Raw genomic sequence first — 22435 nt, 5'->3', positions numbered from 1 at the left:
GCACGGACCCCGCGCGCGAGTCCCCGGCCCGGCCCCCCGACGCGATGCGGCCCATCACGGAGAGGAAGATCCCGCAGTGCCCGAAAACCCCGCCTGGCGGATCACCCTGCCCCACTCGGCGGCCGCAGTACCCCTCGCCCGCGCCCTCGTCCGCACGGCGCTGGCCGATGCCGACGCGCCCGCCGACAGCGACACGGCGGAGCTGCTGACCGCGGAACTGGTCGCCAACGCCGTCGAGCACACCCCCGCCTGCGACCCCATCGAGCTCGTCGTGGAGCTCCTGGCGAACGGCTGCCAGGTCGAGGTCCACGACGGCGACCCGCAGCCGCTCGGCGAGCTGGCGGCCGGCCCGGACGACGCCCACCCCGACCCCTGGCAGGAGCACGGACGCGGCCTGCTGCTCATCCGGACGCTGAGCTCCACCTGCGGCCACCGCCGCACGCCGCACGGCAAGGCGGTCTGGTTCACCCTGCCCTCGCGGCGGCTCCTGCCGGCCGACGCCTGAAGCCCGGCCCCTCGTACGGCTACGCGTCGGCGGGGCCGGGACGGCCGAGCGTGGCGACGAGCACGGCCTTGATGGTGTGCAGCCGGTTCTCGGCCTCGTCGAAGACGACGGAGTGCTCCGACTCGAACACCTCGTCCGTCACCTCCAGCGAGTCGAGGCCGTGCCGGTCGTGGATCTCCCGGGCCACCTTGGTGCCCAGGTCGTGGAAGGCCGGCAGGCAGTGCATGAACTTCACGTCCGGGTTCCCGGTGGCCCGCAGCACGTCCATGGTGACGGCGTACGGCGACAGCGCCGCGATCCGCTCGTCCCAGATCTCCTTGGGCTCCCCCATGGACACCCATACGTCGGTGACCACGAAGTCGGCCTGGGCGACCCCCTCGGCGACCTCCTCGGTCAGGGTGATGCGCGCGCCGCTGTCCGCCGCGAGCCTGCGCGCCTCGGCCACCACGTGCTCGGCGGGCCAGTAGCTCCTGGGCGCGACGATCCGTACGTCCATGCCCAGCAGGGCGCCGGTCACGAGGTAGGAGTTGCCCATGTTGAAGCGGGCGTCACCGAGGTACGCGAAGGCGATCCGGTGCAGCGGCTCGGCGCTGTGCTCGGTCATCGTGAGGACGTCGGCCAGCATCTGGGTGGGGTGCCAGTCGTCGGTCAGGCCGTTGAAGACCGGCACGCCGGAGTGCGCGGCGAGCTCCTCGACGGCCTCCTGGCTGTCACCCCGGTACTCGATCCCGTCGAACATCCGGCCCAGCACGCGGGCGGTGTCCCGGACCGACTCCTTGTGGCCCATCTGGGAGCCGGCCGGGTCGAGATAGACGGTGTGGGCACCCTGGTCCGCTGCGGCGACCTCGAAGGCGCAGCGGGTGCGCGTCGAGGTCTTCTCGAAGATCAGCGCGATGTTCCTGCCCCGGAGCAGACGCTGCTCGACCCCGGCCTTCTTGGCCGCCTTCAGGTCGGCGGCGAGCTCGACCAGGCCGCGGAACTCGGCGGCCGTGAAGTCCAGCTCCTTGAGAAAACTGCGGCCTTTGAGGTCGGGGGCCATGGGGTCGCTCCAGCGTCACGGTGACAGGGGATGCTGGAAGTCTATACGACACTCTGCATTGATATACAGAGTGGCGGTGTGACGTCTCCCGGTCCGGCCGCGGGCCTGCCTGCTCAGACGGCGTCCCGCTCCACCGGGCAGCTCATACAGCGCGGGCCGCCCCGGCCCCGCCCCAGCTCGCTGCCCGGGATCTCGATCACCTCGAGGCCCTGCTTGCGCAGGTGCGTATTGGTGGTCACGTTCCGCTCGTAGGCGACGACCACCCCCGGCTCGACGGCGAGCACGTTGCACCCGTCGTCCCACTGCTCGCGCTGCGCCGAGTGCACGTCCTGGGTGGCGGTCAGCACCCGGATCGAGTCGAGCGAGAGTGCCGCGGCGATGGCCCGGTGCATGTGCTCGGCGGGATGGTCGGTCACCTTCAGCTCGTTGCCCCCGTCACCCGGCTCGATCGTGTAGGAGGGGAGCATGCCGAGCCCCGCGTACTGAGTGAACGTATCTCCGTCGACCATCGTCATCACCGTGTCCAGGTGCATGAAGGCCCGGTGCTTCGGCATGTCGAGGGCCACGATGGACGTCGCCGACCCGGCGGCGAACAGGCCCCGCGCCAGCATCTCCACCGCCTGCGGCGTGGTCCGCTCGCTCATCCCGATCAGCACCGCGCCGTTGCCGATGACCAGGACGTCCCCTCCCTCGATCGTCGAGGGGTAGTCCGCCTGCCCCTGCGACCAGTAGTGGAAGGCGCCGGACGTGGTGAAGAGCGGGTGGTGTCGGTAGATCGCCTCGAAGTGGACGGTCTCGCGCTGCCGGGCGGGCCAGCGCATCGCGTTGATCGACACCCCGTCGTAGATCCAGGCGGAGGTGTCGCGGGTGAAGAGGTGGTTGGGCAGCGGCCCCAGCAGGAAGTCGTCCAGGTCCAGGGCGTGGAAGCGCACGGACACCGGCTCGGTGTGCCGCTCCAGGAACTCCCGCTTGGTCATCCCGCCGACCAGCGCCTCGGCCAGCTCCGCCGAGGCCAGGCCGTCGAAGGCCGACCGCAGGTGGTCGGTGGCGAGCGGGCCGTATTCCTTCTCGTCGAACACCCGGTCCAGTACGAGGCGCCTGGCCTCCGGGATCCCCAGGACCTCGCACAGCAGGTCCCCGAAGAGGTGGACCTCCACGCCCCGGTCCCGCAGCACGTCCGCGAAGCCGTCGTGCTCCTGACGGGCCCTGCGCACCCACAGCACGTCGTCGAAGAGGAGCGCGTCCTTGTTGCCGGGTGTGAGCCGCTTCAGCTCCAGGTCGGGCCGGTGGAGGATGACGCGGCGAAGCCGCCCGGTCTCGGAGTCGACATGGAATCCCATGCCGTACACGTTCGCAGACCGGGCGGCCTTTTGAGGTGGCGTCGGCTCAGCGGGGCAGGGCCACACCGAGAAGTGCTTCCGGCGCTCCCGTGATCTCCGGCGTGAGCAGGCCCAGCTTGGGCGTGGTCAGGTTCGGCAGCCCGGAGTTGGACGCGTCCGGCATCGTGAGCGGGGAGCCGAGGACCGCGCCCGGGGTACGGGTGCGCACAGTGGTGGACGGCGACTCCAGGGATCCCTGGCCGTCCGTCTCCGGCTTGCCCGCCAGGTTCGGCAGGGGGGAGGTGACCAGGGTCTCGCCGAGCTCGGCGGCGATCGGGACCGCCGGGAGCAGCGGCGTGGGCAGCATGTCCCCCTTGTGCATGCGGGGAGCCTCGGGCGCTCCGACGACCGGCAGCGGCACCGCGGTGGCGATCCGCGGGACGTCCAGGCCCGTCGTGGTCTCCACACCTTCGAGCGGCACACCCACCGGCACCCCGTCTGCCACGGCCGGGGTGGCCACGCCGGCCGCGGCCATACAGGTCAAGAGCGCCGCAATGCTTCCGCGCGCGGTCATCTTCATAGGTGATGTTCCGTCCTTCCAGGGTCACGGTCGTTCCGCTGCTCTGGATGAACGATCCCGCCGGTGGGTTTCCCGGAGTTCTCCGCGAAAGTTCCCCCATACGACCTAATTCGAGGCCGTACGGGGGCTCCGCCTTTACGCCGCGGCCGTCTCTGCGACAGCCGTCGTGGCCGTCACAGCCGCGGGTCGACCGGCTCGGACTCCAGCGCGAGGACCGCGAAGACCGGCTCGTGGACCCGCCACAGCGGCTCGTCGGCCGCCAGCCGGTCCAGCGCCTCCAGTCCGAGCGCGTACTCCCGCAGCGCGAGCGAGCGCTTGTGCCCGAGGAATCGCTCCCGCAGGCGCTCCAGCTGCTCCGGACGCGTGTACTCCGGGCCGTAGATGATGCGCAGGTACTCCCGTCCGCGCACCTTCACCCCGGGCTGGACCAGCCGGCCCTTGCCGTCCCGGGCGTAGGCCCGGAGCGGCTTGACGACCATGCCCTCGCCGCCGGCCGCCGTCAGCTCCAGCCACCAGTCGGTGCCCGCCCGTACGGAGTCCTCGTCCCCGGTGTCCACCAGGATCCGCCCGGTGCGGCGCAGCAGGCCGGTGCCGCCCGGGGTGCCCGGGTCGTCGGCCTCGACCAGCCGGTCCAGCCAGGCCAGCTGCTGGTCGTGGGGGACGGCTGCCAGCGACCTCCCGGCCGCGGCCAGCAGCTGGAACGGCGCGAACCGTACGCCCTCCAGCCCGTCGGTGCTCCAGCAGTAGCGGCGGTAGGCCTCGGTGAAGGCCGCCGCGTCGGCGGCCCGGCCGCGCTGGCGCTCCAGCAGGGCGCCGGTGTCGACGCCGCGGGCGGTCGCCGCCTCCAGGGCGCCGACGGCATCCGGGAAGACGGCGCGCGAGGCGGCGCCCACGGCCGCGTACTGGTTGCGCAGCAGGCCGCCCGACTTCAGCGACCAGGGCAGGAGTTCCCCGTCGAGCAGCACCCAGTCCGTGCCCAGCTCCTCCCAGAGCCCGGCGCCGGTGACCGCCGCGCGCAGCCGCGCCAGTACCTCCTCGGTGACCTCGGCGTCGCGGAAGAAGGGCCGTCCGGTGCGCGTGTAGACGGAACCGGTCGGACCGTCCACGCCGAACCGCTCGCGGGCGGCGTCGGCGTCCTTGCAGACCAGGACGGTGGCGCGGGAGCCCATGTGCTTCTCCTCGCACACCACCCGGTCGATGCCGTCCTTGCGGTACTGGGCGAAGGCCTCGGCCGGGTGCTCCAGGTAGCCGTCCTCGCGGGAGGTCGCGGTCGGCGCCATGGTCGGCGGCAGGTACGGGACCAGCCGCGGGTCGACGGCGAAACGGCTCATGACCTCCAGGGCCGCGGCCGCGTTCTCCTCGCGGACGCCCACGTTGCCCAGGTGCCTGGTCTCCACGACCCGGCGCCCGTGCACGTCGGCCAGGTCCAGCGGGCGCCCGTCCTGCCCGCCCGGCGCCTCGGTGACGAGCGGCTTGACCGGCTCGTACCAGACCTTCTCGGCCGGTATGTCGACGAGTTCGCGCTCGGGCCAGCGCAGGGCGGTCATGCGGCCGCCGAAGACGGCGCCGGTGTCGAGGCAGATCGTGTTGTTGATCCAGGTGGTGTCCGGGACGGGGGTGTGGCCGTAGACCACGACGGCCTTGCCGCGGTAGTCCTCGGCCCACGGGTAGCGCACGGGCAGGCCGAACTCGTCGGTCTCGCCGGTGGTCTCCCCGTACAGGGCGTGCGAGCGGACCCGGCCGGAGGTGCGGCCGTGGTACTTCTCGGGCAGGCCGGCGTGGCAGACCACCAGCTTCCCGCCGTCGAGGACGTAGTGGCTGACGAGGCCGCGGATGAACTCCCGCACCTCCTCGACGAACTCCTGCGGCTCGTGGGAGAGCTGCTCGATCGTCTCGGCGAGGCCGTGGGTCTGCTGGACCTTGGAGCCCTTGAGGTAGCGGCCGAGCTTGTTCTCGTGGTTCCCGGGCACGCACAGGGCGTTGCCGGACTTGACCATGCCCATCACGCGGCGCAGGACGCCCGGGCTGTCGGGGCCGCGGTCGACGAGGTCGCCGACGAAGACGGCCGTGCGGCCCTCGGGGTGGACGCCGTCCTCGTAGCCGAGCTTGCCGAGCAGGGTCTCCAGCTCGGAGGAACAGCCGTGGATGTCACCGACGATGTCGAAGGGGCCGGTGAGGTGGGTGAGGTCGTTGAACCGCTTCTCCAGGACGACCTCGGCGGCCTCGGCCTCCTCGACGGAGCGCAGCACGTGCACCTTGCGGAAGCCCTCGCGCTCCAGGCCGCGCAGGGAGCGGCGCAGGTCGCGGCGGTGCCGCTGGATGACCGCGCGGGGCAGGCCGGCCCGCTCGGGGCGGGCCGCGTTGCGCTCGGCGCAGACCTGTTCGGGCATGTCCAGGACGATGGCGATGGGCAGGACGTCGTGCTCGCGGGCGAGCGCGACGAGCTGCCGGCGGGCGTCGGCCTGCACGCTGGTCGCGTCGACGACGGTCAGGCGGCCTGCGGCGAGGCGCTTGCCGGCGATGTAGTGCAGGACGTCGAAGGCGTCCCGGCTCACGCTCTGGTCGTTCTCGTCGTCGCAGACCAGGCCCCGGCAGTAGTCGGAGGAGATGACCTCGGTGGGCTTGAAGTGCTTGCGGGCGAAGGTGGACTTGCCCGATCCGGTGGCCCCGATCAGGACGACGAGGGACAGGTCGGTGACGGGAAGTGTGCGCCTGGTCTCGGTGGTCATGCTGCCTCGCCCTCCTTCGGGGAGTCGGTGGTGGTGGCGGTTCCGGTGGCCTCGGTGTCGGTGTCGGTTTCGGTGGCGGTGTCGCTGACCGCCCCCTGAGTGAAGACGGCCATCTGCGTCGGCGGCCCGACCTCGGGGTCGTCGTCACCCACGGGGACGTACGCGACCGTGTAGCCGAAGCGCTCCGCGACCCGGCCGGCCCAGGCGCGGAACTCCTCGCGGGTCCACTCGAAGCGGTGGTCGCCGTGCCGGACGTGGCCGGCCGGCAGGGTCTCCCAGCGGACGTTGTACTCGACGTTCGGGGTGGTCACGAGGACCGTGCGGGGACGGGCCGAGCCGAACACCGCGTACTCCAGCGCGGGCAGCCGCTCCAGGTCCAGGTGCTCGATGACCTCGCTCAGTACGGCCGCGTCGTAGCCGGCCAGCCGCTTGTCGGTGTAGGCGAGCGAGCCCTGGAGCAGCGTCACGCGCGACCTCTGCCGCTCGCCCATCCGCTCCAGCCGCAGCCGCCGGGCCGCGACGGTCAGGGCGCGCACGGAGACGTCCATGCCGACGATCTCCGTATACGCGGGGTCCCCCAGCAGCGCCTGCACCAACTGGCCCTGTCCGCAGCCGAGGTCCAGCACGCGCTGGGCTCCGGCGGCGCGCAGGGCGGTGAGGATCGCGTCACGTCGCTGCACGGCGAGCGGCACGGGCCGCTCCTGCGTGTCGCGCGTCTCGTCGACGGCGTTGTCGATCTCCTCGACCTCGCTGCCGTCGGACTCGGCCAAGCGCACCAGTTCCAGGCGCTCCACGGCCTCCTGGGTCAGCCGCTTGTGGCGGGCCAGGTAGCGGGAGCTGATCAGCGCGTGCTCGGGGTGCGCGGCGAGCCAGCCGTCTCCGGCGCGCAGCAGCTTGTCGACCTCGTCGGCCGCGATCCAGTAGTGCTTGGCGTCGTCGAGGACCGGCAGGAGCACGTAGAGCTGGCGCAGGGCGTCGGCGAGGCGCAGCTCGCCCTCCAGCACGAGGCGTACGTAGCGGGAGTCCCCCCACGCGGGGAACTGCTCGTCGAGCGGTACGGCCTCGGCCTGTACGAGGTCCCAGCCGAGCGGGTCGAACAGCCGGTGCACCATCGCGGCGCCGCCGCGTGCGGGGAGCACGGGGATCTCGACGCGCAGCGGGCGCGCCTGTTCCGGAAGCTCCGGGCGCAGGACGCAACTCCCCTTGAGGGCGGTGCGGAACACCGCGCTGAGCGCGACGGCGAGCAGCGAGGAGGCGGCGTACGGCCGGTCGTTGACGTACTGCGCGAGCGCGGCGTCGGGCGCCCCGCCCCGGCCCTTGCCCTTCCCGCGCCGGACGAGCGCGACGGGGTCCACCTCCAACAGCAGGGCCGCCGTGCACCGCTGGGCCGTGGCCTCGGGGTAGAACACGTGGGCGGTGCCGTGGGACTGGTTCTCCACGCGCACCCGGTCCGGGTGCTTGTGCAGGAGAAAGCCCAGGTCAGTCGCCGGATTCTCGGCGGTCCCGGTGGTGGTGATCGTAAGGAACATGCGGTTCAGCATGACGGCCGGATCATCCTCGGGCCAACGGATTTCGAGCGAAAACAAGTACGATCTTCAACCTTCTGGGTAGGCTCGCGCGCCCCGCACCGAGTTCGGCCACCAGGAGCGCCATGTACCCGCCCCCGCACGCCTACGCCCCCGCCCCGATGCCCGCGCCCAGGCCGCCGCGCCGCTGGTGGCAGCACCCCGCCCTGATCATCACGGCGCTCGTCGTCCTTCCGCCCGCGGGGATCGCGCTCGCCTGGACGAGCCAGTGGGAGCGGACGCAGAAGGTCCTCGCCACCGTGCTGTCCGGCGTCTGGTTCCTGATACCGCTGCTGTCGGACTCGCCGGAGAAGCCGGAGACCGACGCAAGACCCCGGGCGGCGGCATCTCCCACGCCCGTCCCGACCGCGACCGCGACCGCGACCCCCGCGCCCACCCCCAGCGCCGAGCCGCTGATGCCCGAGATCACCGGTCAGCCCTTCGGGCAGGCGGAGCGCATGGTGGAAAACCTGATCGACGGCGAACTGAAGGCGCAGAGCGCCTACTCCGACGTCCCCCTCCCCGCCGACCCCGGCACCTGGCAGGTCTGCTTCCAGGACCTGAAGGCCGGTACCGGACTCGCACCGCAGTACGCCTCGCCGACGGCCCACCTCGCGGCTCCCGGTACCGCCTGCCCCGCTGCCCCGGGCACGGAGCTGCACCCGAAGCCGGCCGCCCCGGCCCCCGCCCCCACGACCGCTCCGGCGGCAGCTCCGGAGCCCGACACCGATGACACGGGCGGCGGCGCGAACGTCTCGTACAACAACTGCGCTGCCGTGAGGGCCGCGGGCGCGGCCCCCATCCGCCGCGGCGACCCCGGCTACGGCCGCCACCTCGACCGCGACGGCGACGGCGTCGCCTGCGAACGCTAGTGCTGTGACCGGGGGCGGGAGGAGACGCGGGGCATGGCGACGATGGCCGGGTTGCAGTCCCCGAAGACCACGCGCCGTCCTCCGGCCCCCGACTCGACCAGGATGATCCCGGTCGGGGGCAGTGCCTGCAGTTGCGCCGGAGTCGATGGCATCGGTGAGCCGGGCGACCTCGCGGGGCGTCGAGGCGGCGGGCGACGGTACGGATCAGGGTGGCGTCGATGGTGACGAGGTCGGTGTCGGTGCCCGGCGGCCGCATGGTGGCGAGCGCCGCGGCGAGCGAGTCCGCGAGGCCCTCGGGCGGCCCGCTCCTCGGGGTCCTGGGGCTGTCCCGGCTGGCCGAGAGCGCCTTGGGCGTCCTGGGGGCCGGGGCCGGGGCCGCTCGGATCAGCGTCCCGGCCTTCGAGCCCGGTTGCGTTTTCGGCAGCACTCATCACGACCCCCCGTCCGATGTCGGAGCATCGTGCCCACCCTGGTGGCACCTGTCAGCTCAAGCGCCTGGAGGGAAGCCGGGCCGGAACTGCACGAAGAATGACTGGACTTGACGGTTCATCACATGATCGATTCGCCGGGCCGGCCGGTCTCGCGGGCCAGTTCCGCGATGCGGGTGGGGCCGATGCGGCAGCAGCCGCCGACGAGGCGGGCTCCGGTACGCCGCCAGGCGGCCGTCGGCCAGGGGGGCTCGGCCCCGGGTGCCCGCCAGGTGCCGGTGGCCGCCTCCCAGACGGAGCCGTCGTTGGGGTAGGCCAGCAGGGGTTTGGCGGTGACGGTGGCCGCCGCCTCCAGGGCCGGGAGGACTTCCGCGGGGTCGCAGCAGTTGACCCCGAGGGCAATGACCTGCGGGGCCTGCGCGGCGAGCGCGAAGGCTTCGGGCAGGGGGTGTCCCGACCGGGTGCGGCCTCCGGCCACGGTGTAGCCGACCCAGGCGGGGGCGTTCGTCTCCGCGAGGACGGTGAGCACGGCCTCGGCCTCGTCCGGGTCGGGGAGGGTTTCCACGGCCAGTACGTCGGGGCCCGCGGCGAGCAGGGCCTCGATGCGGGGGCGGTGGAACGCGGCGAGCTCGCGCACGCCCAGGCCGTACCGGCCGCGGTACTCGGAGCCGTCCGCGAGCACCGCTCCGTACGGGCCGACGGAGGCGGCGACCCACACCTCGTGGTCGGCGGCCTCGGCCGCCCGGGCGGCGAGCGCGACGCTGCGGTGCAGCAGGGCGGTGGTCGCGTCGCGGTCGCGGCCCCGGGCGGCGAAGGCCCCGTAGCCGACCTGGTAGCTGGCGGTGATCAGGACCTCGGCGCCGGCCTGCGCGTACGCCGTGTGGGCGGCCTCGACCTGGACCGGCCGCTCGTCGAGCACCCGGCCGGTCCAGAGGCCTCCGGTCAGGTCGCAGCCCTGGGCGGCGAGCTGGTTGCTGAGCCCGCCGTCCAGGACGACGGTCCGCCGGGCCAGGGCCTCGGCGAGCGGGCCGGTCGCGCGTGGCATCGCCTTCCCCTGCCGCTAGCGGAGCTGGGAGAGCACCTGGGCGGAGATCAGCTCCAGGTGGTCCAGGTCGTCGAGGTCGAGCAGCTGGAGGTAGACGCGGGAGGAGCCGACGGCGCCGTAGGCGCCGATCTTCTCGACGACCTCGTCCGGCGAGCCGGCCAGGCCGTTGGCCTTGAGCTCGTCCACGTCCCGGCCGATGGCGGCGGCCCGGCGGGCCACTTCGGCGTCGTCCTTGCCCACGCACACCACGAGGGCGTTGGAGTAGACGAGGTCGTCGGGCCCCCGGCCGGCCTGTTCGGCAGCCTCCCGGACCCGGCCGAACTGCCGCTCGCTGTCCGCGATCGACGCGAACGGCATGTTGAACTCGTCCGCGTACCGCGCGGCGAGCCGCGGGGTGCGCTTGGCGCCGTGGCCGCCGACGAGGACCGGGATCCTGGCCTGGACGGGCTTGGGCAGCGCGGGCGAGTTCTCCACGCGGTAGTGGTCGCCCGCGTAGTCGAAGGTGGCGCCGGGCGCGGTGGCCCACAGGCCGGTGACGATGGCCAGCTGCTCCTCCAGCCGGGACATCCGGTCCGCCGGGAAGGGGATCCCGTAGGCCTTGTGCTCCTCCTCGAACCAGCCCGCGCCCAGGCCCAGCTCGATGCGGCCGCCGGACATCTGGTCGACCTGGGCCACCTGGACGGCGAGGACGCCGGGCAGCCGGAAGGTGCCCGCCGTCATCAGGGTGCCGAGGCGGATCCGCCTGGTCTCCCGGGCCAGGCCCGCCAGGGTGATCCAGGCGTCGGTGGGGCCGGGCAGGCCGTCGGCGGCTCCCATCCTCAGGTAGTGGTCGGAGCGGAAGAACGCGTCGAAGCCCAGGTCCTCGGTGGCCTTGGCGACGCTCAGGAGGGTCTCGTAGCTCGCACCCTGCTGGGGCTCGGTGAAAATGCGAAGATCCATACCTCCCATCCTGCCCCTCCCGCCCCGCCGGGGTGAATCTTCGTCAACCGGACGTGTCGGGGCCCGGGGCCGCCAGTGACCAGCACGGACGGGGATCGTTTGCCCGGACGGAGCCGGACCGCCCGGCCCGCGTGCCGGCGGCTTCCCGCCGGTGCGTCCACCGCCCCCTTCCCCTCGGAAGGGCCAGGGCCCAGGAGGCCGCCATGTCCCACGAGGCCGTGCCGGAGACCCCCCGACAGACCGGCTGGACCGGACAGGCAGCACACGACACCGCACAGCCGGGGTCCGCCGCGGTGTCCGCCCCGGGCGGCGGCGCGCCGAAGGGGCTGCTGCAGCAGATGGAGGAGCTGATGGCCGCGCTGAACGCCGACCTCTCCCAACTCGACGCCGATCTCCAGTCCTCCGCGGACCGCACCGCCGAGAGCGAGCGCCCGTCCCACCGGCCCCGCTGACCGTGCGGGTCCCGTCGCGCACGGCGGGACCCGGCCCGTGCCGCTCTCCGTACCGCCCGGCCGCCCCGCACCGCACCGCCCTTACCGCCCGCCGCCCGTACCGGGCGGTGCCCGGCTCAGGCCACGCCCGAGGCGGAGCCCCTCTCGCGCACCACCATGCGGCGCAGGATCGCCCGTACCCGGTCGCTCGACTCGTCAGCCGCGTCGATCGACTCTATGCACTGCCAGTACAGGGCCTCGTCGTCCGTGCCGCAGGCCACCCCGACCAGGGCTATCCCCACTTCGCCCAGCAGCGCCTGGAGACCCAGCAGCGCCTGGCGGACATCCGCCACCACGCTCAGCTGTGCGGCTCGCGGCGGGTACTCGGGCGCGCTGCCCTCGCCGCGCAGGGCCGCCCGGTCCAGTACCCCGCATCCTCTGCCTCCCGCTTCCCCCAGTCCCCGTGCCTCCGATCTCAGCTCCGGCGGCCCGGTGACCGCCAGCCAGCTCCCGATCCCCTGTGCGAGCGCCTGGGCCTGCCAGGCCTCGCCCACGATGTCCCACTCAGCCCCACTCTGTGCCAGAGCGTGCCGGCCGGCCGCGATGAGCCGTACCGCATCCATATGCCGTCCCCCGTCCGCACGACACCCCGCCGTCCTCACCACTACCCAGAGTGAGGGCAACGGACCAGTAAAGCCAGGGGTATTCGGAAAATGTGGACAGAAACGTGATTGTGGAAGAGTCCATCACTCCGAAGAGTGACGATTCGGTGTCGGACCACCCGTTACGGGGAAGCGCAGTTCATTCCTCTCGATCTTCGCGGCGAGCGCATCCAGCACATCCACCCCGAGAACCTCACAGAACTGCAGCAGGTACGCGAGTACGTCGGCGACCTCATCGGCCACGCGGTGGGCGGATTCCGGCTTCTCCATGACCTTCGCCGACTGTTCCGGCGTCAGCCACTGGAAGACCTCGACCAGTTCGGCCGCCTCCACGCTCAGCGCCACCGCCAGGTTCTTCGGCGTGTGGTACGGCTCCCAGCCGCGCGCCGCCGCGAACTGCGCGAGCCTGCGCTGCAGCAGGTCCAGCCGTTCCTCGGGCCGCCGCTCGGACTGCCGGGGCTCCTGCGTCTCGTTCATGACGACAGGTCTACCACCGACACGCCCTCGAGGCGGCGGGCGGCGGCCGCGGTCCCCTCCCCCACGGCCGCCACCAGCCGGACGTGGCCGCGGCCGCAGGACAGCAGGGCCAGCCGCAGCAGCTCGCCGCCCTGCCCGCCGTCGAGGCCGCGGTCGAGGCCGTCGGCCAGTACGGTCAGCGCCTGCTGCGCGGAGAGCAGTTCGGCGGCCGGGTCCATGTCCAGCACACCCGGCCCGGTGAGCAGGACCAGTGCCAGCGCCAGGAAGCGGAGTTCGCCCGCGCCGAGCCGGGCCAGTTCCGTGGCGGGCCGGCCGGGTCCGCGGTCCAGGGCCGCGGTGACGGCCCCGCCGCCCTCGGCGGCCCGTACGTCCAGGCCGGCAACGGGGCCCGCACAGCCGGTACGGGCGGCCTCGGCCAGCAGCGCGTGGCGGGTCCCGCATTCGTGGCGGGTCCGGCGCAGTACGTCGGCCAGGTTGGCGCAGTCGCCCAGCAGCCGGCCCTCGCCCTGCGGGACGGGTGCGCGCATCAGGTCCGGGCGGGGGTCGCAGGCGAACACCGAGCGCAGGGCCACGATCACCTGCTCGGCGGCGGTCAGCACCTTCCGCTGGCCGGCGGTGGACCCTGCGACCCGCAGCGGGAGCAGCGCGGTGCCGAGGCGGTCGTCGGGCAGCGGGGCCCGGGTGACGCCGACGGCGCCGCCGGTCAGCCAGGAGGCCTGCACCGAGCGCCGGCCGGGGTCGCGCAGGGCGGTGGCGAACAGGACCTGCCCGTCCTGCGAGAGCCGTTCGCCGGCGATCCGCAGGGTGGGTTCGGCCTGGACGGCGAGGTCGAGCCGGACCGGTCCGGCAGGGCCGTCGACCGTGCAGCCCAGGCGGAATCCGCGCCGCCGCTGCGCGTCGGGGACGGCCCTTTCGGGGATGCGGGCGGCGGGGTCGGGGAAGGCCTCCTCGAGAGTGGCGCCCGCGCCCAGTCCGGCCAGGGCCTCGTAGGCGGCCAGGACCTGGGACTTGCCGCTGCCGCTCGGCCCGGCGAAGAGGGTGACGGGCCCGATCGGGAAGGCCGCGCCGCGGTGCCGCCCGAAGGCGGACAGCCGCAGTTCGGTGATCACCGGCCGCGCGTGCCGCTGCGCGGGCCGGGGCGGACGGCCGGACCCACGGTGCGCCGCCTGCGCGGGGACGACGGGGTCACCGCCCGTCGCCGCCGGTGCCGGAGGCGCGTAGGCCGGAGCCCGGTCCGCAGTGGCCGCCGAGACAGGGCCCGGCCGCTCGCCGGCCGCGGCTCCGCCCGCGGAAACGGCCGTCGGCACAGAAGGCTTTGCGGGGTCCGGGGCCGTGGGCGGCAAAGCCGCGGGACCGGTGGGCCCGGCGACCGGGGCGGCCGGGGTGCCGGAGGGCCTGTCGGCGGGTCCGGTCTCGGGGGAATCGGTACGGGCGTCGCCTAACGCGACGTCGGTGGCGTCCATGCGCCGGACGGTACGGGCCGCCGGGCCCCCCGCGGCCCCGGCGAACCGTTCCTTCGTACGAACCTTCCTACGATCGGGGGACGGCCGCGGCCGCGATCCCCTCGACCTCGGTCCCGACGGGCGCGAGCAGGAAGACGTTCCGGTCCACCCGGTGCATCCCGCTGCCCAGCCCGAAGACCACCCCGCTGCTGAAGTCGAGGATCCGCTTGGCCACTTCGCTGTCCGCGCCGGTGAGGTCGAGCAGTACCGGGATCTGCGCGATCAGGTACTCGGCCACCTCCCGCGCGTCCGCGAAGATCTGGACTCTGATCACCACGAAGCGCCGCTGCTCCGCCGCCGTCGCCCCGGGCGACTTGGGAATCGTGCGGTGGTCCACCCGGGAGGGCCATTCGTTGCGACTGCGCAGGGGTACCACCTGCGCGAGCCCCTCCCACTGTTCGTCGGTGACGTCGTACCTGCTCACCGGGCCGCCTCGGCCGCGCGCTTCATGTGCATCCCCCCATCCTCTCGTGTTTCACCCGTTCAGCCCAACAACGACACGAACCGTGCCGGGTACTCTCTGGAGCCAGGATGAGTTAGGTTAGGCATACCTAACCCACACGGACGATGGAGAGATCCGCATGCGCCTGTTCGGTGACCCCGCAACCTCGGCCGCCCTGCCCACCGCCGCCGAGCGGATCCGGTCGATCCTGGCCGCCGCCCACTCCATGACGGTGATCACCGACGGCCTGCGCTCCGAAGTCCGCCACCTCGACGGCGGCGACCCCATGGGCCGGCTGCACCTGCACCCCGCCGAGCCCGGCGGCCACGCCGAGCACCGGCCCGCGATCCGGCTGGAGTTCACCGACGTCGCGCCCACCCCCGTACGGGACCGGGTGCGTGCCCGCGTCACCGTGCTGGGCCGGCTGCTCACCCCCTACTCGGACCTGTCCGCCGAGTCCGGCGCCGAGTCCACCTGCATGGAGTTCGAGCGGGCCGAGCTCGAAACGGCCGAGGGCATCGCGTACGTCGGCCTGGAGGAGCTGGACGAGGCCGGCCCCGACCCGCTCGCCGCCTACGAGGCCGGCATGCTCACGCACCTCCTCGACGACCATCACGAACTCGTCACGCTGCTGCTGCGCCTGGTCCAGCCGCAGCCCACCGCCGCCGTCGTGCGCGCCCTGCCGCTGGCCATGGACCGCTACGGGATCACCCTGCGGCTGGAGGAGCGGCGCGGCCACCGCGACGTGCGGCTGTCCTTCCCCTCGCCCCTCGACGACGTCGAGCAGTCGGGCGCGCAGATCCAGGCGCTGTTCAGCGCGGCGCGCAGGCGCTCGCACCGCAACACGCTGCCGGCCTGATCCCTCCGGAATACCCCGGGCGGGAGCCGCGTTGGGGGCGATCATGAAGGCCATCGCATACAGCGCATACGGAACTCCCGCCTCCCTCAAGGTCGTTGACGTCCCACAGCCCAAGGTGGGGCCGGGCGAGGTACTCGTCCGCGTCAAGGCCGCCGGGGTCAACCCGGTCGACTGGAAGCTCGCTGCCGGCTACCTCGATCCCATCCTCGAAGTCCGCCACCCGGTGATACCCGGCTGGGACGTGGCCGGTGTCGTCGAGGCCGTCGGCCCGGACACCTTCGACTTCGCCGTGGGCGACGAGGTCTTCGGCTACGTCCGCAAGGAATGGGTGGAGCTCGGCACCTACGCCGAACTGGTCGCCGCCCCCGTCCGCACCCTCGCCCGCAAGCCGCGCGGGCTGACCTTCGAGCAGGCCGCGGGCATCCCGCTGGCCGGCCTCACCGCCTACCAGTCGCTGACCCGCGTCGGCGTACGGGCGGGCGAGACCGTCCTCATCCACTCCGCGGCGGGCGGCACGGGATCCTTCGGCGTGCAGATCGCGGTCGCCCTCGGTCTGCGGGTCATCGGTACGGCCGGCGCGCACAACCACGACTACCTGCGCTCGCTCGGCGCGGAGCCCGTGCTGTACGGGGAGGGGCTGGCGGACCGGGTCCGCGAGCTCGCGCCCGAAGGCGTGGACGCGGGCCTGGACTTCTACGGGGACGGCGTCGTCGAGACCCTCCAGTCGCTGGTGCGCCGGCGCGACCGGGTGGTGTCCATCGCCGACTACGAGGCCGCCGCGAAGGGCGCCCACCAGCTGTGGGTGCGCCCGGACACCGCCGACCTGACCTTCCTCGCGGAGCTGGCGGACGCGGGCAGGCTCACGGTGAACGTGGAGCACGCGCTGCCGCTCGCCGAGGCGGCCACGGCCTGGGAGCTGAGCGCCGCGGGCCGCACCCGCGGCAAGATCGTCCTGACGGTCTGAGCGCCGCGTGCGGCCCGGGCCGCACGACCGGCGCGCCGCCGGAGTTCCGACTCCGGCGGCGCGCGCCCGTTCAGACGGTGGGGCGGCCGGTCACGAGGCGGCCGCCGCGTACCGGTTGGCCGGCCGGGGCAGGCCGTAGTTCTCGCGCAGGGTGCGGCCGGTGTACTCGGTGCGGAAGAGGCCGCGGCGCTGGAGGATGGGCACGACCTGGTCGACGAAGTCGGTCAGGCCGGTGGGCAGCACGGGCGCCATGATGTTGAAGCCGTCGGCGGCACCCTGCGTGAACCACTGCTCCAGCTGGTCGGCGATCTGCTCGGGGGTGCCGGCGAAGACGCGGTGGCCGCGGCCGGCGCCGAGGCGTGCGATCAGCCCGCGCAGGTCGAGGCCGTCGCGGCGGGCGAGTTCGGCGACGAGCGTGAAGCGGCTCTTGTTGCCGTTGATGTCCCGCTCCTCGGGCAGGTCGGGCAGCGGGCCGTCCAGGGGGAGGCCGGTGAGGTCCACGCCGAGCATGCCGGAGAGCTGGGCGAGACCGTACTCCGGCACCTGGAGGTCGGTGAGCTCCTGCTCCAGGGCCTTCGCCTCGGCCTCGGTGGAGCCGATGACGGGGGCGATGCCGGGCAGCACGAGCAGGTCGCCCTCGGCGCGGCCGTACCCGGCCAGGCGGGACTTGAGGTCCTTGTAGAAGGTCTGGCCGTCGGCGAGGGTCTGCTGGGCGGTGAAGACCGCCTCGGCGTACTGGGCGGCGAACTCCTTCCCGGATTCGGAGGAGCCCGCCTGTACGAGCAGCGGGTGGCCCTGCGGGGAGCGCGGGACGTTGAGCGGGCCGGCGACGCCGAAGTACTCGCCGCGGTGTGCGGCGGGGTGCAGCTTGTCGGTGTCGGCGTAGATGCCGGCCTGCTTGTCGAGGACGATCGCGTCGTCCTCCCAGCTGTCCCAGAGCTTGGTGGCGACGTCGAGGAACTCGCGGGCCCGGTCGTAGCGGAGGCTGTGTTCCAGGTGCTCGTCCCGATTGAAGTTGCGCGCCTCGTCGAGGGTGCCGGAGGTGACGATGTTCCAGCCGGCCCGGCCGCCGCTGATGTGGTCGAGGGAGGCGAACTTGCGGGCCAGGTTGAAGGGTTCGTTGAAGGTGGTGGAGACGGTGGCGATGAGGCCGATGTGTTCGGTGACCGCGGCGATGGCGGAGAGCAGGGTGAGCGGCTCGAACCCGCCGAGGGCGTTGTAGCGGGCCTTGCCCCACAGGGCGAGCCCGTCGGCGAAGAAGATGGAGTCGAGCCTGCCGCGCTCTGCGGTGCGGGCCAGTTCCTGGAAGTACGTCAGGTCGGTGACGCGTTCGGGGGTGCTGGCGGGGTGGCGCCAGGCTGCGTCGTGGTGCCCGGCGTTCATCAGGAAGGCGTTGAGGTGGAGGGTCCGGGGAGCGGTCATGGCGGGTCCTCGTGGTTCTGGGTCGTGGCGTGGCATGGGGTGGAAAGGGGTACCGGCCGGGGGCCGGGAGGGGCGTGTCCGTCCGGACCGGGCCGGACGGGTGTCAGGAGGGGACGCGCCAGGTGCTCAGGCGGCGTTCGATCGCGACCAGGAGCTGGTTGAAGGCCACGCCGATGGCGGAGATGGTGACGATGCCCGCGTACATCTGCGGGATCGCGAAGTTGAACTGCGAGGCGTTGATCAGGTAGCCCAGGCCCGCCTTCGCGCCGATCATCTCGGCGGCCACGAGGACGAGGATGGAGACGGCGCCGGCGAGCCGGATGCCGGTGAAGACGGCCGGTACGGACGCCGGGAGGATCACCTTCTGGAAGAGCCTCGGGGTGGACAGGTCCATGGAGCGGGCCAGCCGGACGAGGGTGGGGTCGGCGTTCCCGACGGCACTGATGGTGTTCAGCAGGATCGGCCAGACGCAGGCGTAGACGACGATGGACACCTTCGAGGTCTCGCCGATGCCGAGCAGGAGCACGAAGACCGGCAGCAGGGCCAGCGCGGCGGTGTTGCGGAACACCTCCAGCAGGGGGCCGAGCAGGGCGGCGACCGGCCGGTACCAGCCGATGAGCAGCCCCAGCGGGACGGCCACGACGACGGCGATGGCGAACCCGCCGAAGGAGCGGACCAGGCTGGCCCAGGTGTGCTGGCCGAGCTGGCCGTTGAGCAGGAGCTCCCACCAGGCGGCGGCCACCTCGCTGACCGGCGGCAGGAAGGTGGGGTCGGCCAGGCCCAGGCGGGGCGCGACCTCCCACACGGCGAGCAGGGCGAGGACCGCCGCGGACCGCAGGGCGACGGCCCGCAGCCGGCGTCCGAACGCTCCGAGGGGCTGCCGGGCGGGGCGTTCGGCGGGCCCGGTGGCGGGCGCCGGCCGCGGCGGGGGCGCGGACTCCCGGGCCTCCTCGGCGGGGGCCGGGGCGGCGGGCAGCACGGCGGGGGCAGCGGTGTCGGTTCCGGTGGTCATACGGAGGCCTCCTCCTTCTCCAGTTGCTGGGCGCGGGCCACCTCGTCGTGGAGGAGGGTCCAGATCTCGTGGCGGTAGCGGGCGAACTCCGGGCTGGAGCGCAGGTCCTCGCCCTGGGGGCCGGTGGCGGACACCGGGCCGGTGCGGGTGCCGGTGCCGATGGCGGCGGCGGTTCCCGGGCGTTCGCCGAAGGCGACGGGGACGATCTCCTTGATCCGTCCCGGCCGGGAGGTCATGACGGCCACCTTCTGGCCGAGGTACACGGCCTCCTCGATGCCGTGCGTGATGAAGACGACGGTCTTGCCGGTGCGCTGCCAGATGCGGCGCAGTTCGTCCTGGAGGGACTCGCGGGTCTGGGCGTCGAGGGCGGCGAACGGCTCGTCCATCAGCAGCACGTCCGGGTCGTACGCCAGCGAGCGGGCGATGGCCACGCGCTGGCGCATGCCGCCGGACAGCTGGTGCGGGTGCCGGTCCTCGAAGCCGGTCAGGCCGACGAGGTCGAGGAACTCCCTCGCCCGGGACTTGCGTTCACGGCGCGGGACGCCGGTGGCCTCCAGGCCGAACTCGACGTTGCCGAGCGCCGTGCGCCACGGCAGCAGCGCGTACTGCTGGAAGACGATGCCCCGGTCGAGGCCCGGCCCGGTGACCGGCTTGCCGTCGAGCAGGATCCGGCCGGCGGTCGGCGTGGACAGTCCGCCGAGGAGGTCCAGGAGGGTGGACTTGCCGCAGCCGCTGGGTCCGACGACCACCAGGAACTCGCCGCTCTGGATCTCCAGGTCGATGCCGTCGAGGGCCGTGAAGTCCCCGAAGGTCTTGCGTACGCCCTCGAACACGATCTTCGCCATGGCCGTCGTCACCCCTTCCCGTTTCCGTTGAACTCGTTGGTGTAGAGGTCGGTGGCCTTCAGCTGGCCCTCCTTGATGTCGCCGCGCTCGGCGAGCCAGTCCAGCCAGACCTGGAACTCCTTGTCGGATATCCGGCCGCCGGCCTCCGCCACGCCGTACGAGCGCCAGTACTTGAGGGTGGCGGTGTCCTCGTTGCGGCCGCGCTTGGTGACGATCTCCGTCATCCGGGCGATGACCTGCTCGTGCGGGGTGGTGCGGGACCACTCGATGGCCTTGCCCACTCCGGTGACGAAGGTCCGGACGGTGTCGGGGTTCTCCTTGATGAAGCGCTTCGTCATCACGTAGCTGCCCGCGCTGAACGGGCCGAGCAGCTCGAAGTCGGTGAAGAGCGGGCGGATCCCGCCGGCGGCGAGGGCCTTGTCGCGCAGCACCCCGCCGAGCACGGCGACGTCGATCTGCTTCTGCCGCAGGACCTGTTCGGTGTTGACCGGCGGGACCACCAGGGATTCGACCTTGGCCGAGTCCGTCTTCGACACCCCGCCCCGCTTCAGGTAGATCTCCAGCATGGCCTGGGCGTGTGCGCCCAGGGTGTTCATGCCGACCTTCTTGCCGATCAGGTCGCGGGCGGACCGGATGGGGCTGTCCTCGAGGACGTAGTAGCCGCTGTAGGAGTGCTGGTCGGATCCGTAGTAGGAGATGACGGAGGTGATCGGGGCCTTGCTGGCGGCCAGTTTGACCACGGCGCCGTTGAAGGCTCCGCCGAAGTGGATCTGGCCGGTGGCGGCGGACTGGATGTCCTGCGGGCCGCTGATGGTGTTGCCGATCCACTCCAGCTTCAGGTCGCCGAGGTGGCCGAGGTCGGCGGCCAGTTCGGGGAGTGTGACGGCTCCCACGCTGCCCTGGTACTTGAGGGTGGTGACCTGCCCGCCGGAACCGGAGCCGGATCCGCTGCCGGCGGTGGCCGTGCCGCAGCTCACCGCGGCCGCCGAGATGCCGAGCAGGGTCAGGAACTGGCGCCGGGAGGTGGTGGTCGAGGTGAGTGCTGCGGGCATGACGGATCCTTGTCGGTGCGGTTCTTGAAGGGCGGGTACGGGCTTACGGGGCGGCGGTGGCGGTGAGTGCGTCGGCGGTGGTCAGAGCGGTGGCGGGGGTCAGCGCAGTGGCGGGGGTCAGTGGCGCGGCGTCGGCCGGCGGGGTGCCGACGGTGCGCAGGGCGTCCGCGAACTCGTCGACGGCCTGGAGGAGGTCGAGCTCCGCCTCGGGTCGCAGCCGGTCGGGGCCGGAGCCGCGCTCGACGGTGGAGTCCAGGACGAACCGGCCGGCGGTGACGTGCCGGGCGCCGAGGGCGGCGAGCACGGGGCGCAGCGCGTAGTCGATGGTCAGGACGTGGGCGAGGCTGCCGCCGGTGGCGAGCGGCAGAACCGTCTTGCCGGCGAGGCCGTCCTGCGGGAGCAGGTCGAGGAAGGCCTTGAGCAGGCCGGTGTACGAGGCCTTGTACACCGGAGTCGCGATGATCAGGCCGTCGGCCCGGGCGACGGCTTCGAGGGCGCGGCGGATCTCGGGCTCGCCGCGGCGGGCGGCGAGCAGGTCGGCGGCGGGGAGCTCGCGCACGGCGAGGCGGGCGGTCTCGAAGCCGGGGTGGGAACGGGTCAGGTGGCGCAGGGCGTGGTCGGCGACGACGTCGGTGCGGGAGTGGGCGGAGGGGCTGCCGGTGAGGGCGAGCAGGTTGGGCATGGTGACTCCTTGGGCGGCGTACGGTCTGTGCTGGATCGGGCCTCTGCCGGATCAGGCGGCGGTGGAGCCGTCGGAGGTGGAGGCGCCCGAGGCGATGCCGAAGGCCGGATCCGGGACGTCCTCCGGGCTGATCAGGCGGGACGGGGCGCCGTCGGGGCCGACCGGGACGTCGCCGTCGACGGTGACGCGGCGCAGGGTGCGCTCGTGGTCGTCGGAGTCGTCCACGCCGTAGTGCTGGGTGGCGCGGTTGTCCCAGATCGCGACGTCGCCGGGCTGCCACTGCCAGCGGACGGTGTTCTCGGGGCTCTCGATGTGGGCCTGGAACAGGTCGAGCAGCGCGCGGGAGTCGCGGCCGGTGAGGCCCTGGATCCGCTGGACGAAGTTGCCGAGCAGCAGGGTGCGTTCGCCGGTCTCGGGGTGCACGCGGACCACCGGGTGCTCGGTGAGGAACGTGGTGGAGGTGAACACCTCGCGGTACTGGGCCAGGGCCTCGGGGAGGGCGTCGGGCCGCAGGGCGGCGTAGTCGTACTCGTTGGAGTGGACCGCGCGCAGGCCGTCGGCGAGGGCGCGGAGCGGCTCGGGGAGGTTGGTGTAGGCGGTGGCCGTGTTGGCCCAGAGGGTGTCGCCGCCGTACGGGGGGATGGTCACGGCGCGGAGGATGGAGAAGGCGGGGTAGGCGGGGACGAAGGTGACGTCGGTGTGCCACTGGTTGGCGCGGGCGCCGTGGTGGGAGTCGATGCCGAGGGCGTAGCGGCCGTCCGCGGAGGGGACGGTGGGGTGCGCGACCGGCGCGCCGAGCAGCTCGGCGAAGGCTTCGTGGGAGGCCTCGTCGAGGTGCCCCTGGCCGCGGAAGAAGACGACCTTGTGGGCGAGGAGGGCGGCGCGGACGCCGGCGACATCGGCCTCGGACAGGTCGCCGCCGAGCCGGATACCGGCGATTTCGGCGCCGATGCGGCCGCCGATCCTGGTGACGGTGAGCGTGGTGTCGGCGTGGACGTCGGTGCGGGTGGCAGTGGCCATGGTGACTCCCGGGTGCGGCTGCGGAGGTTATTTCCGCAGCGGAA

Annotated in this window: 22 protein-coding genes and 1 pseudogene; 5 read left to right on the top strand and 18 right to left on the bottom strand. The window is 72.9% G+C overall.

All coding sequences use genetic code 11. From position 1 onward, the window contains the following. The first annotated feature begins 76 nt into the window (after positions 1-76). Complete coding sequence (locus tag E6U81_RS08600; protein WP_136229489.1) at positions 77-505, top strand: ATP-binding protein; 429 nt, start codon at positions 77-79, stop codon at positions 503-505. A 19-nt stretch (positions 506-524) separates the two neighbouring features. Here the strand turns inward: E6U81_RS08600 and argF are convergent, their stop codons facing one another. From argF to E6U81_RS08575, 5 genes are all read right to left on the bottom strand, one after another. After that, positions 525-1544 carry an ornithine carbamoyltransferase gene (argF, locus tag E6U81_RS08595; protein ID WP_136229488.1) on the bottom strand — a complete coding sequence of 340 codons (1020 nt, stop codon included), beginning with the start codon at positions 1542-1544 and terminating at the stop codon, positions 525-527. 113 nt (positions 1545-1657) lie between these two features. After that, positions 1658-2884 carry an arginine deiminase gene (locus tag E6U81_RS08590; protein ID WP_136229487.1) on the bottom strand — a complete coding sequence of 409 codons (1227 nt, stop codon included), beginning with the start codon at positions 2882-2884 and terminating at the stop codon, positions 1658-1660. A 46-nt stretch (positions 2885-2930) separates the two neighbouring features. Further along, a complete protein-coding gene (locus E6U81_RS08585) occupies positions 2931-3398 on the bottom strand; it encodes a hypothetical protein (protein ID WP_240803726.1) in 468 nt (155 codons plus the stop codon). Between the two features lie 218 nt (positions 3399-3616). Beyond that, positions 3617-6172 carry a polynucleotide kinase-phosphatase gene (locus E6U81_RS08580; RefSeq protein ID WP_136229485.1) on the bottom strand — a complete coding sequence of 852 codons (2556 nt, stop codon included), beginning with the start codon at positions 6170-6172 and terminating at the stop codon, positions 3617-3619. Further along, the gene (locus E6U81_RS08575; RefSeq protein WP_136229484.1) at positions 6169-7701 is read right to left on the bottom strand and encodes a 3' terminal RNA ribose 2'-O-methyltransferase Hen1; all 1533 of its coding nucleotides are present in this window, start codon (positions 7699-7701) and stop codon (positions 6169-6171) included. Before E6U81_RS08575 ends, E6U81_RS08580 begins: the two co-directional genes overlap by 4 nt. Before the next feature lie 776 nt (positions 7702-8477). Here E6U81_RS08575 and E6U81_RS41900 point away from each other — a divergent pair. Next, positions 8478-8609, top strand: a pseudogene (locus E6U81_RS41900) (excalibur calcium-binding domain-containing protein); the annotation flags it as partial. On the opposite strand, the gene E6U81_RS39715 reads toward E6U81_RS41900, so the two are convergent. The 3 genes from E6U81_RS39715 to E6U81_RS08560 all read right to left on the bottom strand — a co-directional run bounded on the left by E6U81_RS39715 (position 8606) and on the right by E6U81_RS08560 (position 11021). Next, positions 8606-8761 carry a hypothetical protein gene (locus tag E6U81_RS39715; RefSeq protein WP_168714586.1) on the bottom strand — a complete coding sequence of 52 codons (156 nt, stop codon included), beginning with the start codon at positions 8759-8761 and terminating at the stop codon, positions 8606-8608. The pseudogene E6U81_RS41900 and the gene E6U81_RS39715 overlap by 4 nt on opposite strands. A gap of 397 nt (positions 8762-9158) precedes the next feature. Continuing rightward, positions 9159-10082 (bottom strand): homocysteine S-methyltransferase, encoded by a 924-nt coding sequence (gene mmuM / locus E6U81_RS08565; RefSeq protein WP_136229483.1) that lies wholly within the window; start codon positions 10080-10082, stop codon positions 9159-9161. A gap of 15 nt (positions 10083-10097) precedes the next feature. Continuing rightward, positions 10098-11021, bottom strand: coding sequence for an LLM class F420-dependent oxidoreductase (locus tag E6U81_RS08560; RefSeq protein WP_136229482.1), 924 nt, complete (start codon positions 11019-11021; stop codon positions 10098-10100). Positions 11022-11224: 203 nt separating this feature from the next. Here E6U81_RS08560 and E6U81_RS08555 point away from each other — a divergent pair, with 203 nt between their 5' ends. Next, the gene (locus tag E6U81_RS08555) at positions 11225-11473 is read left to right on the top strand and encodes a hypothetical protein (protein WP_136229481.1); all 249 of its coding nucleotides are present in this window, start codon (positions 11225-11227) and stop codon (positions 11471-11473) included. A 116-nt stretch (positions 11474-11589) separates the two neighbouring features. Here the strand turns inward: E6U81_RS08555 and E6U81_RS08550 are convergent, their stop codons facing one another. The 4 genes from E6U81_RS08550 to E6U81_RS08535 form a co-directional block, all read right to left on the bottom strand. Next, the gene (locus E6U81_RS08550) at positions 11590-12075 is read right to left on the bottom strand and encodes a DUF6099 family protein (protein WP_136229480.1); all 486 of its coding nucleotides are present in this window, start codon (positions 12073-12075) and stop codon (positions 11590-11592) included. A 123-nt stretch (positions 12076-12198) separates the two neighbouring features. Then, positions 12199-12591 carry a nucleotide pyrophosphohydrolase gene (locus E6U81_RS08545; protein ID WP_136229479.1) on the bottom strand — a complete coding sequence of 131 codons (393 nt, stop codon included), beginning with the start codon at positions 12589-12591 and terminating at the stop codon, positions 12199-12201. Continuing rightward, a complete protein-coding gene (locus E6U81_RS08540) occupies positions 12588-13700 on the bottom strand; it encodes an ATP-binding protein (RefSeq protein ID WP_136229614.1) in 1113 nt (370 codons plus the stop codon). The genes E6U81_RS08545 and E6U81_RS08540 overlap by 4 nt, the downstream gene beginning before the upstream one ends. A gap of 421 nt (positions 13701-14121) precedes the next feature. Continuing rightward, positions 14122-14517: a cell division protein SepF gene (locus E6U81_RS08535; RefSeq protein ID WP_030651331.1), complete on the bottom strand. Its 396-nt coding sequence runs from the start codon at positions 14515-14517 to the stop codon at positions 14122-14124. Between the two features lie 157 nt (positions 14518-14674). Here E6U81_RS08535 and E6U81_RS08530 point away from each other — a divergent pair, with 157 nt between their 5' ends. Continuing rightward, complete coding sequence (locus E6U81_RS08530; protein ID WP_136229478.1) at positions 14675-15394, top strand: DUF2470 domain-containing protein; 720 nt, start codon at positions 14675-14677, stop codon at positions 15392-15394. 43 nt (positions 15395-15437) lie between these two features. Then, the gene (locus E6U81_RS08525; RefSeq protein WP_136229477.1) at positions 15438-16358 is read left to right on the top strand and encodes an NADP-dependent oxidoreductase; all 921 of its coding nucleotides are present in this window, start codon (positions 15438-15440) and stop codon (positions 16356-16358) included. A gap of 90 nt (positions 16359-16448) precedes the next feature. Here the strand turns inward: E6U81_RS08525 and E6U81_RS08520 are convergent, their stop codons facing one another. The 6 genes from E6U81_RS08520 to E6U81_RS08495 form a co-directional block, all read right to left on the bottom strand. Further along, positions 16449-17780 carry an LLM class flavin-dependent oxidoreductase gene (locus E6U81_RS08520; protein ID WP_136229476.1) on the bottom strand — a complete coding sequence of 444 codons (1332 nt, stop codon included), beginning with the start codon at positions 17778-17780 and terminating at the stop codon, positions 16449-16451. A 103-nt stretch (positions 17781-17883) separates the two neighbouring features. Beyond that, positions 17884-18792, bottom strand: a complete 909-nt coding sequence (locus E6U81_RS08515; RefSeq protein ID WP_168714585.1) for an ABC transporter permease — start codon at positions 18790-18792, stop codon at positions 17884-17886. Then, entirely contained in the window at positions 18789-19637 is an 849-nt protein-coding gene (locus E6U81_RS08510; RefSeq protein WP_136229475.1) for an ABC transporter ATP-binding protein, read from the bottom strand. Before E6U81_RS08510 ends, E6U81_RS08515 begins: the two co-directional genes overlap by 4 nt. Before the next feature lie 8 nt (positions 19638-19645). Further along, complete coding sequence (locus tag E6U81_RS08505) at positions 19646-20689, bottom strand: ABC transporter substrate-binding protein (RefSeq protein WP_136229474.1); 1044 nt, start codon at positions 20687-20689, stop codon at positions 19646-19648. 43 nt (positions 20690-20732) lie between these two features. Beyond that, positions 20733-21371, bottom strand: coding sequence for an NADPH-dependent FMN reductase (ssuE, locus tag E6U81_RS08500; protein WP_136229473.1), 639 nt, complete (start codon positions 21369-21371; stop codon positions 20733-20735). Positions 21372-21422: 51 nt separating this feature from the next. Further along, on the bottom strand, positions 21423-22391 hold the full coding sequence (locus tag E6U81_RS08495) for a TauD/TfdA family dioxygenase (RefSeq protein WP_136229472.1): 969 nt from the start codon (positions 22389-22391) through the stop codon (positions 21423-21425). Positions 22392-22435 lie beyond the last annotated feature (44 nt).

This window comes from Streptomyces sp. A0592, assembly GCF_004795115.1.
Taxonomy (GTDB): Bacteria; Actinomycetota; Actinomycetes; order Streptomycetales; family Streptomycetaceae; genus Streptomyces; species Streptomyces erythrochromogenes.
Note: the sequence above shows the minus strand (reverse complement) of the source record. Positions and strands in the feature narration are given on the sequence as shown.

What these genes read in the sequence shown, in the direction of transcription:
- mmuM (WP_136229483.1), bottom strand. Translation starts at nt 10,082, where the DNA reads ATGCCACGCGCGACCGGCCCGCTCGCCGAGGCCCTGGCCCGGCGGACC.
- E6U81_RS08505 (WP_136229474.1), bottom strand. Translation starts at nt 20,689, where the DNA reads ATGCCCGCAGCACTCACCTCGACCACCACCTCCCGGCGCCAGTTCCTG.
- E6U81_RS08580 (WP_136229485.1), bottom strand. Translation starts at nt 6,172, where the DNA reads ATGACCACCGAGACCAGGCGCACACTTCCCGTCACCGACCTGTCCCTC.
- E6U81_RS08515 (WP_168714585.1), bottom strand. Translation starts at nt 18,792, where the DNA reads ATGACCACCGGAACCGACACCGCTGCCCCCGCCGTGCTGCCCGCCGCC.
- E6U81_RS08550 (WP_136229480.1), bottom strand. Translation starts at nt 12,075, where the DNA reads ATGGATGCGGTACGGCTCATCGCGGCCGGCCGGCACGCTCTGGCACAG.
- E6U81_RS08520 (WP_136229476.1), bottom strand. Translation starts at nt 17,780, where the DNA reads ATGACCGCTCCCCGGACCCTCCACCTCAACGCCTTCCTGATGAACGCC.
- E6U81_RS39715 (WP_168714586.1), bottom strand. Translation starts at nt 8,761, where the DNA reads ATGCCATCGACTCCGGCGCAACTGCAGGCACTGCCCCCGACCGGGATC.
- E6U81_RS08585 (WP_240803726.1), bottom strand. Translation starts at nt 3,398, where the DNA reads ATGGCCGCGGCCGGCGTGGCCACCCCGGCCGTGGCAGACGGGGTGCCG.
- ssuE (WP_136229473.1), bottom strand. Translation starts at nt 21,371, where the DNA reads ATGCCCAACCTGCTCGCCCTCACCGGCAGCCCCTCCGCCCACTCCCGC.
- E6U81_RS08510 (WP_136229475.1), bottom strand. Translation starts at nt 19,637, where the DNA reads ATGGCGAAGATCGTGTTCGAGGGCGTACGCAAGACCTTCGGGGACTTC.
- E6U81_RS08555 (WP_136229481.1), top strand. Translation starts at nt 11,225, where the DNA reads ATGTCCCACGAGGCCGTGCCGGAGACCCCCCGACAGACCGGCTGGACC.
- E6U81_RS08575 (WP_136229484.1), bottom strand. Translation starts at nt 7,701, where the DNA reads ATGTTCCTTACGATCACCACCACCGGGACCGCCGAGAATCCGGCGACT.
- E6U81_RS08530 (WP_136229478.1), top strand. Translation starts at nt 14,675, where the DNA reads ATGCGCCTGTTCGGTGACCCCGCAACCTCGGCCGCCCTGCCCACCGCC.
- E6U81_RS08525 (WP_136229477.1), top strand. Translation starts at nt 15,438, where the DNA reads ATGAAGGCCATCGCATACAGCGCATACGGAACTCCCGCCTCCCTCAAG.
- E6U81_RS08590 (WP_136229487.1), bottom strand. Translation starts at nt 2,884, where the DNA reads ATGGGATTCCATGTCGACTCCGAGACCGGGCGGCTTCGCCGCGTCATC.
- argF (WP_136229488.1), bottom strand. Translation starts at nt 1,544, where the DNA reads ATGGCCCCCGACCTCAAAGGCCGCAGTTTTCTCAAGGAGCTGGACTTC.
- E6U81_RS08545 (WP_136229479.1), bottom strand. Translation starts at nt 12,591, where the DNA reads ATGAACGAGACGCAGGAGCCCCGGCAGTCCGAGCGGCGGCCCGAGGAA.
- E6U81_RS08560 (WP_136229482.1), bottom strand. Translation starts at nt 11,021, where the DNA reads ATGGATCTTCGCATTTTCACCGAGCCCCAGCAGGGTGCGAGCTACGAG.
- E6U81_RS08495 (WP_136229472.1), bottom strand. Translation starts at nt 22,391, where the DNA reads ATGGCCACTGCCACCCGCACCGACGTCCACGCCGACACCACGCTCACC.